The 15,658-nt window shown below is 65.2% G+C and carries 7 protein-coding genes; 2 read left to right on the top strand and 5 right to left on the bottom strand.

Annotated features, from left to right (window positions below; genetic code table 11):
• Positions 1–137: 137 nt before the first annotated feature.
• Both mdoH and EO156_RS16595 read right to left on the bottom strand, forming a co-directional pair.
• The gene (gene mdoH, locus EO156_RS16610) at positions 138–2,075 is read right to left on the bottom strand and encodes a glucans biosynthesis glucosyltransferase MdoH (protein ID WP_033482874.1); all 1,938 of its coding nucleotides are present in this window, start codon (positions 2,073–2,075) and stop codon (positions 138–140) included.
• A gap of 1,218 nt (positions 2,076–3,293) precedes the next feature.
• A complete protein-coding gene (locus EO156_RS16595) occupies positions 3,294–4,943 on the bottom strand; it encodes a M28 family metallopeptidase (RefSeq protein WP_016850992.1) in 1,650 nt (549 codons plus the stop codon).
• Between the two features lie 629 nt (positions 4,944–5,572).
• On the opposite strand from EO156_RS16595, the gene azu reads away from it, so the two are divergent.
• Positions 5,573–6,022 (top strand): azurin, encoded by a 450-nt coding sequence (gene azu / locus EO156_RS16590; protein WP_016851071.1) that lies wholly within the window; start codon positions 5,573–5,575, stop codon positions 6,020–6,022.
• An 83-nt stretch (positions 6,023–6,105) separates the two neighbouring features.
• On the opposite strand, the gene EO156_RS16585 is transcribed toward azu, so the two are convergent.
• Positions 6,106–8,877, bottom strand: a complete 2,772-nt coding sequence (locus tag EO156_RS16585) for a LuxR C-terminal-related transcriptional regulator (protein ID WP_016851072.1) — start codon at positions 8,875–8,877, stop codon at positions 6,106–6,108.
• Between the two features lie 531 nt (positions 8,878–9,408).
• On the bottom strand, positions 9,409–10,698 hold the full coding sequence (gene hemL / locus EO156_RS16580; RefSeq protein WP_003486103.1) for a glutamate-1-semialdehyde 2,1-aminomutase: 1,290 nt from the start codon (positions 10,696–10,698) through the stop codon (positions 9,409–9,411).
• A gap of 301 nt (positions 10,699–10,999) precedes the next feature.
• Here hemL and EO156_RS24035 point away from each other — a divergent pair, with 301 nt between their 5' ends.
• Positions 11,000–14,179 carry a TonB-dependent receptor gene (locus EO156_RS24035; protein ID WP_016851073.1) on the top strand — a complete coding sequence of 1,060 codons (3,180 nt, stop codon included), beginning with the start codon at positions 11,000–11,002 and terminating at the stop codon, positions 14,177–14,179.
• An 831-nt stretch (positions 14,180–15,010) separates the two neighbouring features.
• Here the strand turns inward: EO156_RS24035 and thiE are convergent.
• Positions 15,011–15,649 carry a thiamine phosphate synthase gene (gene thiE, locus EO156_RS16570; RefSeq protein WP_003486106.1) on the bottom strand — a complete coding sequence of 213 codons (639 nt, stop codon included), beginning with the start codon at positions 15,647–15,649 and terminating at the stop codon, positions 15,011–15,013.
• Positions 15,650–15,658 lie beyond the last annotated feature (9 nt).

The raw sequence follows: 15,658 nt of genomic DNA, 5'->3' as shown, positions 1-15,658 counted from the left end.
GCATTATGCCTTGTGCGAGGGGTAGGCCAGATCAGCTGGCGCCAGAGGCTGCCGGCCGCACGCGGGAGCGCGACAGGCTGCCTGCATGCAACCCTGCAACAGCGCCGGCCAGCGAGACCAGCGCCGATGCGCACTCCTCAGATCAGCGACGGTTCCAGCGCGGCGGCGCGGCGCAGCTCGGACGCACGCACCAGCACCTTGGGCGGGTCGAGTTCTTCGGGGATGCAGAAAATACCGGCACGGCGCAGCGCCATGCCGGTGCGACGCAGCGAGGTCAGCGCCACCACCGGGATCGACAATGCCATGCCAACGATCACCGGCCCCATCCACGCGGCCAGCGCCGGCGAGACCGCATAGGCCACCGCACCCATGAACAGGCCGAACACGGTCAGACCGCCATAGCTGCGCAACAACGCCGGCCACGACAGCTTGCCGTCGTCGCGCACCTGCGCATCCCAGCCCGAATCCTTGCCCGCCAGCACCTCGAACACGCCGCGCGACTGCAGGTACATCACCACCGGCGCCATCAGGGCAGCCAGCACCGTTTCCAGCAGGATGCTCACCGCAGCGCGGAAGGCACCGCCACAGGCGCGCAGTTCGCGCGGGTTGAGCAGCAGCGCGATGTAACCGAGCAGCTTGGGCGCCAGCAACACGAACATGGTGCAGACGAAGATCCAGATCGCATTGCCCTGGCTGCTGCCATGCCAGTAACGGGCGGGCGAGAACGGCAGGTCGCCGGCCAGATCGATACCGCCGCTGGCCAGCGGAATGCCGATGCCGATCAGCATCAACAGACCCCACATCGGGGCGGTGAAGTAATGCCCGATGCCGATCAGCATGTGCATTCGGCTGATCCAGTGCAGGCCCTTGGCGCCGACCACCTTGGCATGCTGAAGGTTGCCCTGGCACCAGCGGCGGTCGCGGATCAGCAGGTCGGTCAGCGTGGGCGGGCCTTCTTCGTAGCTGCCCTGCAGGTACGGCACCATGTGCATAGCCCAGCCGCCGCGGCGCATCAGCGCCGCTTCCACGAAGTCGTGGCTGAGCACATGCCCGCCGAACGGCTTGCGCCCGCGCAGCGACGGCAGGCCGGCGTGATCGGCGAAGGCCTGGGTGCGGATGATGGCGTTGTGGCCCCAGTAGTTGCTCTCGGCGCCGTGCCACCAGGCCACACCGAAGGCGATGATCGGCCCGTACACGCGGCCGCCGAACTGCTGCATGCGGGCGAACAGGGTCTGCCCGTTGACCACTGCCGGCAAGGTCTGGATCAAGCCCACGTCCGGGTTGTTTTCCATCCCTGCGACCAGCCGCACGATGGTGTCGCCGGTCATCACGCTGTCGGCGTCCAGGATCAGCATCTGCGGGTAGCTGCCGCCGAAGCGGCGCACCCAGTCGGCCACGTTGCCGGCCTTGCGCGCGGCGTTGTCGGCACGGCGTCGGTAGAAAATGCGGCCGTGCCCGCCGACGCGGTCGCACAACGCGTTGTAGACCAGCTCTTCGGCGCGGCCGATGTGCTCGCGGGTGGTGTCGCTGAGCACGAAGAAATCGAAATGCTCCAGCTGGCCGGTGTCGGCGACCGATTCGTAGATGGCCTGCAGGCCAGCCAGCAGCCGGCGCGGGTCTTCGTTGTAGGTGGGCATCAGCAACGCGGTGCGCGAGCGCAGCGTGGGCAGGGGTTGCTCCGGGTCGATGCCGAGCTTGCGGCCGGCGCGCGCCACCACGGTGACGAAGCCAGCCACGGCGCTGGCGAAGGACATGGCGATCCAGGCGAACAGCAGCACGAACAGGCCGAGCAGGCAGCCTTCCAGCACGCTGATGCCGTCGGGCCACAGAACGCTGAGCATCACCCATACGGCGATGGCGGTGGTGGCGAAGGTGCCGCCGATCAAATAGAAGCGGCGCACGCCGATGCCGGGCGGCGAAGTGCGCTGGTGGCGCACCTGCAGGCTACCTTCGCGCAAGTTCTGTTCGGGCATCGCCAGCGGCGCTTCCGGCGGCAGCGTTGGCGTGCCGGCATCGAGGGCGGAAACGGGAGGCATTGCAGTCGTTATCGGGGAAGGAGTCACGGTGCCATCCATCAGGGCTGCCCGTCGCGCGAGGACGACAGTGCGGGCTGACACGGGAGGTCCATCCCCGCCATGCAGTGCGATGTTGCCTGGCACGCGGCCGAGCGGGCGAGCCCGACGCTGTACGACCAAGACGCTCTGAAACCACTCCGATGCACAAGTTCTCCTGGCTGCAATCTCACTTCGCAGCTCATCCTAAAGAATCGACCGTTAAAGGAACGAACGCCGCGTACGGTCTTCGCCCTCCCCCACGAGGACCGCGCGGCAGACTACGCCGCACCGACCGAACGCAACCCCAACAGATTGCAGCCTAGCGCAGACGCTGTCACGGGCCGCTGGCCGGGCCATCCTGCTGGGGAGCTGCAATTGGTGTGCCATGACGTGCAATCGGTTGCAGCGACGGGGCTTTGGCGTTGCGTTGTGCCGATGCGGTCGAAGGCTTGGGGCAAGAGATCGGTTGGTCGCTCTAAATCGCTTGAGGCACTCTGGAGTTCCAGCCATTGCGGTGGTCGGACGTTCTCAAGGCCTGCGGCAACAGCGTGATTGGTCGAGTGTGCGGCGTCCTCACGCTCCAGGCAGTTGATCGATGGCCAGGAAGGCGGCTGGTCGCACATGGCCTTCGTTTGCTGATGCAACAGCTTGATCAAGGGATCGATGAACGCCGTTTCAGGACATTCGGTTGGAGCGAGCAGGCGGTACGTTTAAAACCCGACATGTACTGCTTGCCCATGCCGTACGCACCGACCACCACGACTGGCCCTTGCCCGCCCACCGTCGCGCGACCTGGGCGGCATGGATGCCGCCACGGAGCTGACAGGGACGTACTTGTAGCGTGTCCTGCGGTGGTGGGCGGGCAAGGGCCCTGCAGCAATGCGCAGGCCCGCCTGATGACAACTTCACTCTTGGCGCCAAGCAGCCACCTCCAGATGCGGAGCGTTCGCGTTCGCGTGCGCGAGCGCTCGGCGATCTTCAAGCCTGGCGTGTCGCGTGCGCAGTGCCCTTGCCGCTTGCAGGACACGCCGCGACTCCATCCCTGGGGCTCGAGGGCGGCATCCGTGCCGCAGGCAGCGAGGAGATTGCAGGACGTTGGCCGATTGCTGTGACCGACAACAAGAAGCACTCGCCGCGTGGCAGGCAAGGCTGATTCAAAAGCGGCATGTCGATATGGCACATGCCGCATCGCGCAAGAGCAGCCGCCCCGGTTTCGCGCAACGGCGTTGTGCGCCGGTCTTACTTGCGTGCCGCCGCGCTGGCGTCGCGGGTGGCGCGGAACTGGGAATCTTGGCTCCAGTTCGGCCACTGGCGCGAGTCGGCCAGCTGCTGGCCCAGTGCATACAGCACGCCCAAGTCGCGGGCGGCGCCGGCAAAGGTCCAATCCGGCTTCCATTCGTCGCCTTGCTGGTGATAGCGCTTGGCGGTGTAGTCGTCGGCGGCCGCCTTTCCTGCCGCCACGCCGCCCACTTCCCAATCCTGGCCGGCTGCATACGACAGCGCCGGCACGCCGCGCTTGGCGAACGAGAAGTGATCGGAACGGAAGAAATACCCGGCCTGCGGCTTGGGATCGGGCGTATAACGCAGCTTGGATTGCGCGGCCACGCTCTTCAGTTGATCGAGCAGTTCGAGCTTTGCCGTGCCGTAGATGCCGAAATCGCGCGAGGGCACGAACGGATTCATGCCGTCCATGTTGATCACCGCCACCGTGGTATCGAGCGGGTACAGCGGCTTGGAGGCGTAGAACTCCGAGCCCAGCAGACCCTTTTCTTCGGCGGTGACCGCCAGGAAGACCACCGAGCGCTCAGGCGTTGGCCCCTTGGCGAAACCACGCGCCAGCTCCAGCAGCGCGGCGGTGCCGCTGGCATTGTCCAATGCACCATTGAAGATGGTGTCGCCGCGTGCATCCGGCTTGCCCACGCCGATATGATCCCAGTGCGCGCTGTAGATCACCGTCTCGTCCGGGTGTTTGCTGCCTTCCAGCCGCGCCACCACGTTGTGCGAGGTGATCACATCGGATTTGACCTGGTAGCTGGCGCTCAAACGCTGGCCCTTCAGCTCGACCGGCTTGAACCCGCGCGTCTGCGCCTGCTTCTTCAAGGTCTCGAAATCCAGCCCGGCGTGCTTGAACAGTTCGGTGGCCAGATCGCGCTGGATCCAGCCTTCCAGCGTGGGATGCGCACTGCGCGGGTTGTCGCGCACCACGTCGAACATGGTGTTGGTGTTGGAGCTGGCCACCGTGTCCCAGCCGTACGAGGCCGGCGCGGTTTCATGCACCACCAGCACGCCCAGGGCGCCCTGGCGCGCGCCTTCTTCGTACTTGTACGTCCAGCGGCCGTAGTAGGTCATGCCGGCACCGTCGAAGTCGCCCTTGCCGGTTTCAAAGTCCGGGTCGTTGATCAGCACCACCGCGATCTTGCCCTTCAGGTCCACACCCTTGAAGTCGTCCCAGTTGCGCTCGGGCGCCTTGACGCCGTAGCCGACGAACACCAGCGGCGCGTTGGCGATCTCCACTGTGGATGAGCCATCCAGCGCAGCACGAATGGCGATTTGCTTGCCCTGGATCAGCGTTTGCGGCTGGCCGGCGCTCTGCACGGCAATGGTCGGCGTGCCGACGATATCGGCGCGCCGCAACGGCACCGCCTGGGTCCAGGCGCGCTTGCCGTTGGCCAGATCGCCGCCCGGCTGCAGACCGGCTTCGGCGAACTGTTTGCTCAGGTAGGCAATGGTCTTTTCCTCGCCAGCGGTGGCCGGGCCGCGGCCTTCATAGGCGTCGGAGGCCAGTTCCTTGACGTCACGCGAGATGCGCGCGCCATCGAAACTCGGCGTGGCCGCCATCAGTGCGGTCGAGACCGCCATCGCCAGAAGTCCTACGGCAACTCGCTTCATTGCACACCCCGCATCATGGATAGCCCTGGAGTGTAGCCAGCATCACGTGCAGGCCGATACCTGCAGCTGCGCCGATGCGTGCGATGCGGGTGCGATGAGCACTGCGGAACGTTCGTGCCTGCATCCACGGCAAATAGCTCTGGATTGTTCCAGCGCCTTGCTGCCGCCTAGAGCGTGTTATGCACGTTGAGATGAGATGCGTTGGCCGTCAGCGGTGCGGAGCGGATGCTGCGTGGCGCCGGCTTGGCTGGCGCCAAGGCAAGCCGCGCGGCGCCCGCTCCGTGCCGCTGACGGCCAACCCTCCGGGAAGCGCCCTGTGGCGCGCCGAGACCGCGTTGCGCGCCTTGCCCAAGCGGCCAGCCTGGGCCGCAGCGCACGCCTTGTCTCGACGCGCCACAGGACGCTTCGCACTCAACTCAACGTGCATAACACGCTCTAAGGCTGGCGTGCAACGGAACGCTCGGTCGCGGACGGCCGAGCCATCCGCAGCCTTGGTCGATGCGCCCGCTGCGCAGCCGATGCGGGCGTGATGCGCTGCTGATTGTTCATCGGCTACTCTGGCACTGTCGGCCTATCGCCCTTACCGCCGCATCCGCTGTGCTGCAACTTCCCAACGCAGGAGTGTCCTCTTGAAGCTGTTTTCCACGATTGCCGTGTGTGCGCTGGCGCTGATGGCGCCGACGGCATGGGCACGGACGTGCGCGGTGACCATCACCGGCAACGATCAAATGAAGTTCGACCAGAGCACGATCAAGCTAGCCCCCGAGTGCACGCAGGTGGAGCTCACGCTCAAGCATTCCGGCAAGATGGCCGCCACCGTGATGGGGCACAACTGGGTGTTGACCAGGTCTGCCGATTTCCAGGCGGTGGCCAATGCCGGCGTACGTTCGACCATCGCCGACAGCTATCTGCCCAAGGCCGACGCGCGCGTGATCGCGCACACCAAGGTCATTGGCGGCGGCGACAGCACCACGGTGAGTTTCCCCACCAGCAAGCTGAGCAAGGGCGCAGACTACACGTTCTTCTGCTCGTTCCCCGGGCACTGGGCGATGATGAAGGGCACGCTGACGTTCGGGTGATGCGTGCGGGGCGGCCAACGCTGTCAGGCCTGGCCGCCACACGTGCAAACCTGCGTTGAACGCAGGATACATGCGGATCTGGGTCAGTCAGGTTGTAGCGGCTGATCTGCATGCTGGTTGCTTCCACGCAACAACCCGCGCTGCAATGCCTGCGCAAGCGCGCCTTCGCGGCTGCGCGCGTCGAGCTTGCGGTACAGGTTTTTCAGATGGAATTTGACCGTGTTTTCCGACAGGTGCAGGCAGCGTGCGATCTGCTTGTTGGAATAGCCGCGCGCCAGTTGCGCCAGCACTTCCAGTTCACGCTCGCTGAAGATGTCGCCGGCCGGATCGTCGTCGCCGCTGAGGCGTTCGAGCAACGCCTGGATGGTCAACGCACGCGTGGTGCCGCCCACGGTCTGCGGGTCGTGCTGGCGGAGCGAGCGCAGCATCGCCTTGGCCGGCAAGCCCAGTTCCACGATGGCCTGCCAGCTTTGCGTGAGCGCGACATGGTCCAGCGCGCTGTACAGATACGGCAGGGCGGCGACCAGTTCGCCGCGTTGCTGCAGTACCAGCGCGATGCGTGCACGGGTGCGCGCCAGATGGCAGACATTGTCGTTGGCCAGGCAGGCCTGCTCGATCTGCCCGAGGATGCTCAGCGCTGCGCTGCTGCGCCCGGCCAGGCGATGCCAGCGGGCCAGTGCGAAACCCATCGCCGCCCGATCGTGCCAGCGGTGCGGCGAGCGCAAGGTGTGCGCCAGGCCCGATTCGCCGCCGGTACGTGCGATCAGCACATCGATGGCAGCGTTGCCTGGATGTTCCAGCAACAGCATCAGCCGCCATGCTGCAGCCAGTTCCGACAAGCGCGCCAGCTTGCGTCCGTGCGCAATCTGTTCGATATGCTCCAGCAACAGCAACGCACTGCGCCCGCTGTGGTCGCGCACGCGTTCCAACCCCAGCGCGGTGCCGTATCCGGCGGCCAGCACGTCCATGCCCCCATCGTGTTGCTCCAGCAATTCCAGCGCCGGGTGCAGCAGGTCGGCTGCATCGTCGTGGTGGCCGCGTTCGTAGTGCGACTGCGCAAGCAGGCACTGAGCGGCGGCCTCCAGCACCCGATCCAGTTGCGGGGTACGTGCGCACCAGCTCAGTGCTTGTTGATAGCAGGCTTCCGCATCGCTGAGCCGGCCGCGATAGAACAGGCTCTGCCCCAGCGACAACATTGCCTGGCTGGCACCGACGTCGCTACCGCCGCGCTGCATGGTGTCGCGCGCGTTGCGCGCGTAGCGCTCGGCAACCGCGAACGCGCCTTGCGCAATCGCGGTGGTGGCGCAGATGCAGAGCAACATGCCGCGGCCGAGATGGTCGTCTTCATCCAGTGCGCCGGCCTGGGCGGCGATCTGGGTCAGGCCATGCGGGTTGCCGCAGATTTCATCCAGACGGTCGCGCAACAGCGCCACAACCACGGTGTAATCGCGCTGGAGCGGCTCGCGTAGCGCAGCCGGAAAATCGCGGAAGCGCTCCAGCAACAGGCGTGCGTGGCTGAACTCGCCAAGCCTGATGTGCAGATGCGCCTGGGTGAGATTGAGCGCGGGCGTGTCGCGAATGGTGCGGTGGTCGAAATGGCGCAGTAGTGCGCGCACTTCATGCGTGCCGTGAGTCAGCAGCAGCTGCCAGGTGCCGGCGCGTGCGATGTAGCTGGCGGCAAGATCGCCGCAGTTGCCGCGCCACGCATGCCGCACCGCTTCGGCAAGATGCTGGTGATCACCGAACCAGCGCGCTGCGCGTTGATGCAGCTGCACGCTCTGCCCTGGATGTTCGCGGTCGAGCAGTTGCTGCAAGAAGTCGGCAAACAGCGGGTGATAGCGGAACCATTCGCGCTCGCCATCCAGCGGCACCAGCAGGCCATGAAAATGCTCCAGCCGTGCCAGCAAGCGGCCGCTGTCCTCGCGCTGGCGCACTGCATCGGCGAGCGCGGCGTTGAAGCGTTCCAGCGGGCTGGTGCGTAGCAGGAGCTCGCGGGTGTCCGGGTCCAGATCGTTGACCACCTGTTCGGCCAGATACGCGGCAATCTGCGCGCTGCGCCCTGAGAAACGTGCGGCGACTTCCTGCTGACGTTGGGTATCGCCTTGCAGCCACAGCCGCGCCAGTTGCAGCGCCACTGGCCAGCCTTCTGTGTAGTTGCGTAGTTCGTCCACCACCGGTGTTGGCACGTGCGGGCCTAGCAACGCCTGCGCTTCGGTGTTGTCGAGCGCCAGCTGCGTGCTGCCGATGCGGCTGAGCTGCGCGTGCAGATCCAGCCGCGCCAGCGGCAGATTGGGCACGCGGCGGGTCGCAAGCACCAGATGCAGACGCCCACCACTGTGTTCGATCAGGCGTAGCACCAGTTCATCGACAGGGCTGCTGCCGAGTCGGTCGTAGTCGTCGAGAATCACGCTGATGCGGCGGGGCGCCGCGCGCAGCGCGCGGATCAGCAATGCCGTCGCGTCGCGCGGGTCGTGATCGCGGTTGTGCAGCACGGTGGCGCACAGCGCGTGGTCGGCGCCTGCGTTCTGCAGCGCCAGCGCAAGATGGCCGAGAAAACGCGCAGCGTCGGCATCTTCTTCGTCCAGCGACAGCCATGCCACCGGGCCCTGCTCGCGCGTACTCAGGTGCGCATGCCACTGCGCCAGCAGCGTGGTCTTGCCGAATCCGGGTGGGGCGAGCAATAGCGTCAGCGGGCGTGCCTGCGCCTGATCCAGCGCAGCCAGTAGCCCGCCGCGCACCACCGCGGCGGGGCGCGGCAACGCAGGCTCCAGCTTGCTGGCAAGCAGCCAATCGGGAATCGCGGGGTCGCGCGAGGGTGACGGGCGCGGGGTGAGCAGCGCAACAGGCTTGAGCATGAGGCGAGAGCGGCCGTATCGAGCGTCGACAGCGTGCCGGCTCGGCACGCTGCAGATCGGGGTGAAACAGCGGCAATGCAGCGTAATCACCTGATTCGGCGACGACGGTGCAGCGGCTGCTTCGAGGGTCCCCACCCATGCCCGTCCCTGAGCACCTTTCAGAAACATATGACAGCGACAGGACAAAAGCAAAGTGTGCTGCGCCGAGTTGAGGACTTCACCGCGGCAGATGCGCCTGCTTGTGCGCAGGTGAAGGACGCTAGAGGTCGCCTGGTGCCGGTGGTCCGCGTTCGGAGGCACCGCCACACAGCCTTAGGGGCACGCGGTCACGCGCACCGCCTTGCAGGTGCTGCTGGCGCAAACGAAATACGCTAACCGCACAGCAAGACTTACATGCAACTCCGGTGAAGCGTACCTCGCCAACATTCTGAGCAACCGCGAGTGCGGCACGATCACGCGCACCGCAAACCCTCAAAGCCGCGCGCTAACTGCTCACCGATTCCCAACTCCCCATTCCCGATTCCCAGCCGATCAGCGCGCCACTTCCGCAAATGCCTCGCGCGCTGCCGCCAGCGTGGCGTCGATCACCGCCTCGTCGTGCGCACTGGACATGAAGCCGGCTTCGTACGCCGAGGGCGCCAGGTACACGCCCCGCTGCAGCATCGCGTGAAAGAATCGGTTGAAGGTGGTGATGTCGCACGCCGTGGCCTGTGCGTAGCTCTCCACGATGTCGTCGGTGAAGAACAGCCCGAACATGCCGCCAACCTGGTTGGTGGTGACGGCGATGCCGGCTGCGCGCGCAGCATCTTCCAGGCCTTCGCACAGCATGCTGGTGGCCTCGCTCAAGCGCGTGTGGAAGCCCGGCTCCTGCACCAGCTCCAGCATCGCCAGGCCTGCAGCCATGGCCACCGGGTTGCCCGACAAGGTGCCGGCCTGGTAGATCGGCCCAGCCGGAGCAACCTGCTCCATCAAGTCGCGGCGGCCGCCGTAGGCGCCCACCGGCATGCCCCCGCCGATGATCTTGCCGAAGGTGGTCAGGTCCGGGGTGACGCCGTAATGCGCCTGCGCACCACCGAGCGCGACGCGGAAGCCGGTCATCACTTCGTCGAAGATCAGCAACGCGCCGTGCCGCGTGCACAGCGTGCGCAGATGCTGCAGATAGCCGGCCTGCGGCGGAATGCAGTTGGCGTTGCCGACCACCGGCTCGATGATCACCGCCGCCACCTCCGCACCGATCTCGTCGAACAGCGCGGTGGCGCCCTCGAAGTCGTTGAAGCTCAGCGTGGCGGTCAGCTCGCTCAGCCCTGCGGGTACGCCGGGCGAGGTCGGTACGCCCAGGGTCAGCATGCCGCTGCCGGCCTTGACCAGAAACGAGTCGCCATGGCCGTGATAACAGCCTTCGAACTTGATGATGCGATTGCGCCCGGTGGCGCCACGCGCCAGGCGTACCGCCGACAGCGTCGCTTCGGTGCCGGAGTTGACCATGCGCACCATCTCGCAGGAGGGCACCAGCCGGGTGATGGTCTGCGCCATCGCCACTTCGGCTGCGCACGGTGCACCGAACGAGAGCCCGTTGCGGATCGACTGCTCGACCGCTTCGCGCACGGCAGGGTGGTTGTGCCCGGCAATCATCGGCCCCCACGAGCCCACGTAGTCGATGTAGCGGTTGTCGTCGACATCGAACAGATATGGGCCATCGGCGCGCGCCACGAAGAATGGCTCGCCGCCGACCGACTTGAACGCCCGTACCGGCGAGTTGACGCCGCCGGGTAGCAAGGTCTGCGCCTGGGCGAACAGGGCGTGGGAGCGGGAACGGTTCATGCGCAGATCCTTGAGGAGTACCGATTGGGGGCATCGACGCCCGGCAGCGGGCATCGCGTCCGCCATTGTCAGGCCTGCGGCCTCGCGCGCCTACCCGCAGGGAGCCCGCCTACCCGTCGGAGTGGGCGGGTGGGGGAACTCGGCTGCCTATGATCGAACGCGACGGGATCGACAGTTTGGAATGAGCTGATGGCGCCCAGTCATTGGCATCTGGCTGTAGATGTTCAGAAAGTGTGATTTCGGTAGCCGATGGCACCGTTCATTTGTCGCTTGCCGACAGTTCAAGACCTGGGGAGAGAGCATGACCCGTAGTATCCAGAAGCGTGCCTTGGCATTGGCCTTGGTCGTGGCCATGGGCAGCGTCCACGCGCAGTCCACCACCGGCAGCATCGTCGGTAGCGTGGGGCAGGGCAGTGGCACGAGCGTGCTGGTGGAAAACAACAGCGGCTTCAGCCGCGAGGTGCCGGTGGACGCGCGCGGTCGCTACACCGCCGGCAATCTGCCGCTGGGCACCTACAAAGTGACGGTCAAGCGCGAAGGCGCGGTGGTGGAAACGCGCGAGAACGTCGCCATCACCGTCGGGGCCAATACCGACGTGTCGTTTGCTGCCAGCGCCGCGGGGAGCGGCGTGCAGACCCTGGACAGCGTCACCGTCAGCGCCGCCAGCCTCACCACCATCGATGTCAGCAGCGTGGATACGCGCACCGTCGTCACCGCCGAACAGTTGCAGCAACTGCCGCTGGGCCGTACCGCCGAAGCGATTGCGCTGCTGGCACCGGGGGTGGTGGTCAACAGCGGCGGTTTCGACAACGGCCCGCTTGGCGGCTCGCTCCCCAGCTTCGGCGGCTCGGCCGCCAGCGAGAACGCGTACTACCTGAACGGTTTCAACACCACCACCATCAGCAACAACCTGGGCGGCCTCACCCTGCCGTACGGCGCCATCGACCAGCAGGAAATCTTTACCGGCGGCTACGGCGCGCAGTACGGCCGCGCCAACGGCGGCGTGATCAATCAGATTGGCAAGCGCGGCACCAATGAGTGGAAGTTCGGCGCTGCAGTGATCTGGGAGCCGAACGGCCTCAGGGCCAATCAGCGCGACATCTATTGGCGCCCGGACAGCCAGGGCAGCACCATCAACAACGCTGCCTATCGCTATGCGCGTGCGGCCAATGGCCTGTATCAGCCCGCCAGTGAGGCCGAAGCCAACCAGACCACCTACAGCGCCTATGTCGGCGGACCCATCATCCAGGACAAGCTGTTCTTCTTCCTGGCCGCCGAGCAGGTGAATTCTGACGGCGTGCGCGTAGGCACCAATCGCGACACCGACAACGGCCGCACCGGCGGCCTCACCGACTACGACTACAAGCAGAAACGCTGGTACGCCAAGGTGGACTGGAACATCACCGACAACCATCTGATCGAGGTGACCGGTGCCAGCGACGTCGCCGAAACCAATGGCTCGATCTATCGCTACGACTATGTTGCGCGTGAGCGTGGCGCCTACTTCACCGACGAATCCACCTGGAAAACCGGGCCGACGCTGTTCACCGGCAAGTACACCGGCTATCTGGGCGACAACCTCACCGTGACCGCCCTGTACGGCAAGATGAGAACGCCGGACGAACTGACGCCGTTCAACTACAACGCCGCCAATGGCCCGGTGATCAATAGCGCCGCATTGCAGAATCCTGCCTACACCGGCGGCACACCGCGCATCGGCAACCAGCTGGTCACTTCGGTCAGCTCGCCGGACCGCGAGTACAAAAAAGACAACCAGCGCCTGAATCTGGAATGGCGCATCGGCCACCACACGCTCAACTTCGGTATCGATAACCAGAAGTCCGAAGGTATCGATGTCGGCTCGATCCTCTCTGGCCCCGGCTTTGCCTGGACCTACGGACAGACCAACGACCCGTACGGGCTGGCCACCGGCGGTCTGGTCAGCCAATCGGCCAACGAAGCCGGCGGCATCGGTGCGCCAAGCCCGGGTTTGGTGGATCCGGTCAACGGATCCAGTGGCTACTACGTGGTGCGCAACATCAACACCAGCCTGTATTCGTACGAGGCCAAGCAACGCGCTTACTACATCGAAGACAAGTGGCAGGTCACCGACAATCTGCTGCTGAGCCTGGGCTTGCGCAAGGACGAGTTCACCAACTACACCCCGTTCGGCGATCCCTACATCGAAATCGACAACGCGTGGGCGCCGCGCCTGGGCTTTAGCTGGGACGTCAATGGCGATTCCAGCTTGAAGGTGTTCGGTAACCTTGGCCGTTACTACCTCGGTCTGCCGCTATCGGCGGTGAGTCTGTTCACCCCGGCCACCACCACCGATACCTACTACACCTACAGCGGCATCAATGCCGACGGCACGCCGATCCTGGCGCAGCAGCTGGGTTCGGCGGTGTCGGCCAATTCGCGCTTCGGTCGCATTGCCGACGTACGCACCGCGGTGGCCAAGGACATCGAAGGCGAAAACCAGGACGAACTCATCCTCGGGTTTACCAAGCAACTCGATAGCGGCTGGGTGCTGGGCGTGCGCGGCACGCATCGCCGCCTCAATGCCGGCATCGACGACCAGAACTACGATGTCTCCAACACCGCGTTGATCGATGCGGCAGCGGCGCAAGGCGTGACCATCGATTTTTCCAAGGTGGCGGGCGCATCGTTGATCAATCCGGGCCAGACCAATACCTGGGGGGTGATTGGCACCGATGGCCAGTTCCACGAAGTATCGGTGAGCCGTGAGGCGGCAGGTTTTCCGAAGTTCAAGCGCAATTATTCGGCGGTGGAATTCAATCTGGAGCGTCCGTTCGACGGCAAGTGGTATGCCAAGGTCAACTACGTCTGGTCGCATAGCTACGGCACCACCGAAGGCCAGGTGCGTTCGGATCTATGGCGCACCGGCGGCGCGCTCGGTAGCTATCAGGGCCAGGCCTCGGTCTCGACCACGCAGAGCTGGGACCACGCGGCGTTGATGGAACACTTCAACGGCGATCAATCCAACGATCATCGCCATCAGCTCAAGTTGTTCGGCTTCTACCAGTTCACCCCGCAATGGGGCGCCTCGGCCAATTTCAGCCTGATCTCCGGCGCTCCGCACAACTGCCTGGGCAACTACTACGGAACCGAATACAGCGGCCGCGATCCGGCCGGCTATGGCGGCAGTGCAATTACCGGCGGCCCTTACCACTACTGCTACAACCCGCAGACCGGCACCGGCGTGGCATCGCCTCCCGGCTCGCAGGGGCGCCTGGGCTGGATCGCGCAGCTGGATATGGGCGTGACCTACAAGCCGGCCTTTGCCGACGGCAAGCTTGCAGTGCGCTTTGACGTGTTCAACATCACCAACGAGCAGACCGCGACCAACATCTACCCGTTCTCGCAGCTGCCCGACAACACCACCAACCCGCTATGGGACCAGGTCGTCGCCTATCAGGCGCCGCGCTCGGGCAGGGTGACGTTGAGCTACGATTTCTAATCGCGTCATTTGATACTGCAGTTCCGGCAGCGACGCGTGGTGGCACGCGTCGCTGTTTTTTGTTTCGGGGATGGCGGTCGAATTGGGGCGGCTCTGCTGAGTGAAGACAGACAGCCGGCTTGCTGAGCGCAGTGCACCTGATCTCGGCGTTCGGCTAGCAGGGGTACGTCATGATCGCCTGTATGCATCGCTTTCAATAAAACTGCCAGCAAACTGTCTGGCGAAGGCACCGCGCACGCGACGTTCGAGGCGACGCGATGCAGTGAAATACATGTCGCGGTCTTGAAGTGGATTGGACGGTTTGTATGACCAAGCCTAGCAGCCTTAGATCTGCTTCTTGGCTGCAGGGCCCTTGCCCGCCTACCATCGCGGGACACCTGCAAGTACGTCCCTGTAAGCTCTTACGCGGCATCCATGCCGCGTAAGGTCCCGCGCCGGTAGGCGGGCAAGGGCCTGTCGCGCTGGTTGGTGTGCATGTGAGAGCAGCGCTTGAGGCGCTTTCCACATCGGTCAATCACCAGCTTCTCTTGTCATTCTCTCGTCGTGCCTGGCAAGTGCCATAACGAAGCAATCGGCAGCAGCGTGGCCGCCCATGCAATGACCCGCTCTCGGTTGGCCGCCGGCCAACTTTCTGGTGCGGTGTCCTCGCCACTTGCGGGACCGTTGGCGGCATGGATGCCGTCATCGAGCCTCCAAGGACGGATTTAAGGCGTGTCCCGCGAGCGGCGAGGGCACCGCGCGCGCGACGCACCCGGCTGTTCACCCAAGCGATGCAGCGAAATGAAAAACACGCTGTCTTTAAATCGATTGAAGCGCTTGGATGAACAACTTTCAAAGCTTGCCGCGCTGAGCCGCAAACCCTGCGCGATACCCCTGTACCGCTGCGACCGGATCCGGCGCCGCGTACACGCCACTGACCACCGCAATGAGATCGGCACCCGCAGTCACCAGCGCAGGCACCTGCGCTGGTGCGATGCCGCCGATCGCCACGCGCGGCACGTCAAGCTCGGCCGCTTGCTGTAGCAGCGCAGGCGTTGCGCGCCGCGTGGTCTGCTTGGTGGTGGTGGGGAAGAACGCACCGAACGCGACATAGCTCGCCCCGGACGCCGCCGCTGCGCGCGCGCGCTCGATATCGTCGTAGCACGACACCCCGATGATGGCCTGCTCGCCCAGCAGCGCGCGCGCTGCCGCCACGTCGCCATCGTCTTCGCCCAGATGCACGCCTTGCGCACCGACCTGCGCCGCCAGCTGCGCATCGTCGTTGATGATCAACGGCACGCCATGGGCCGCGCATGCCTCGCGCAAGGCGCTGGCCTGGCGCAGCCGCAGCGCCGCATCCGCCTGCTTGTTGCGGTATTGCAGCCAAGTGATCGACCCCAGCAACGGGGCCGTGCGCAGGAGCAAGCGCTGCGTGTTGGGCTCGTCGGGGGTGATCAGGTAGACGCCGCGAACGTTAGGACGGTTGGGCATGGCAACGCT

Source organism: Xanthomonas sp. DAR33341 (assembly GCF_003992815.1).
Lineage (GTDB): Bacteria > Pseudomonadota > Gammaproteobacteria > Xanthomonadales > Xanthomonadaceae > Xanthomonas > Xanthomonas cissicola.
Note: the sequence above shows the minus strand (reverse complement) of the source record. Positions and strands in the feature narration are given on the sequence as shown.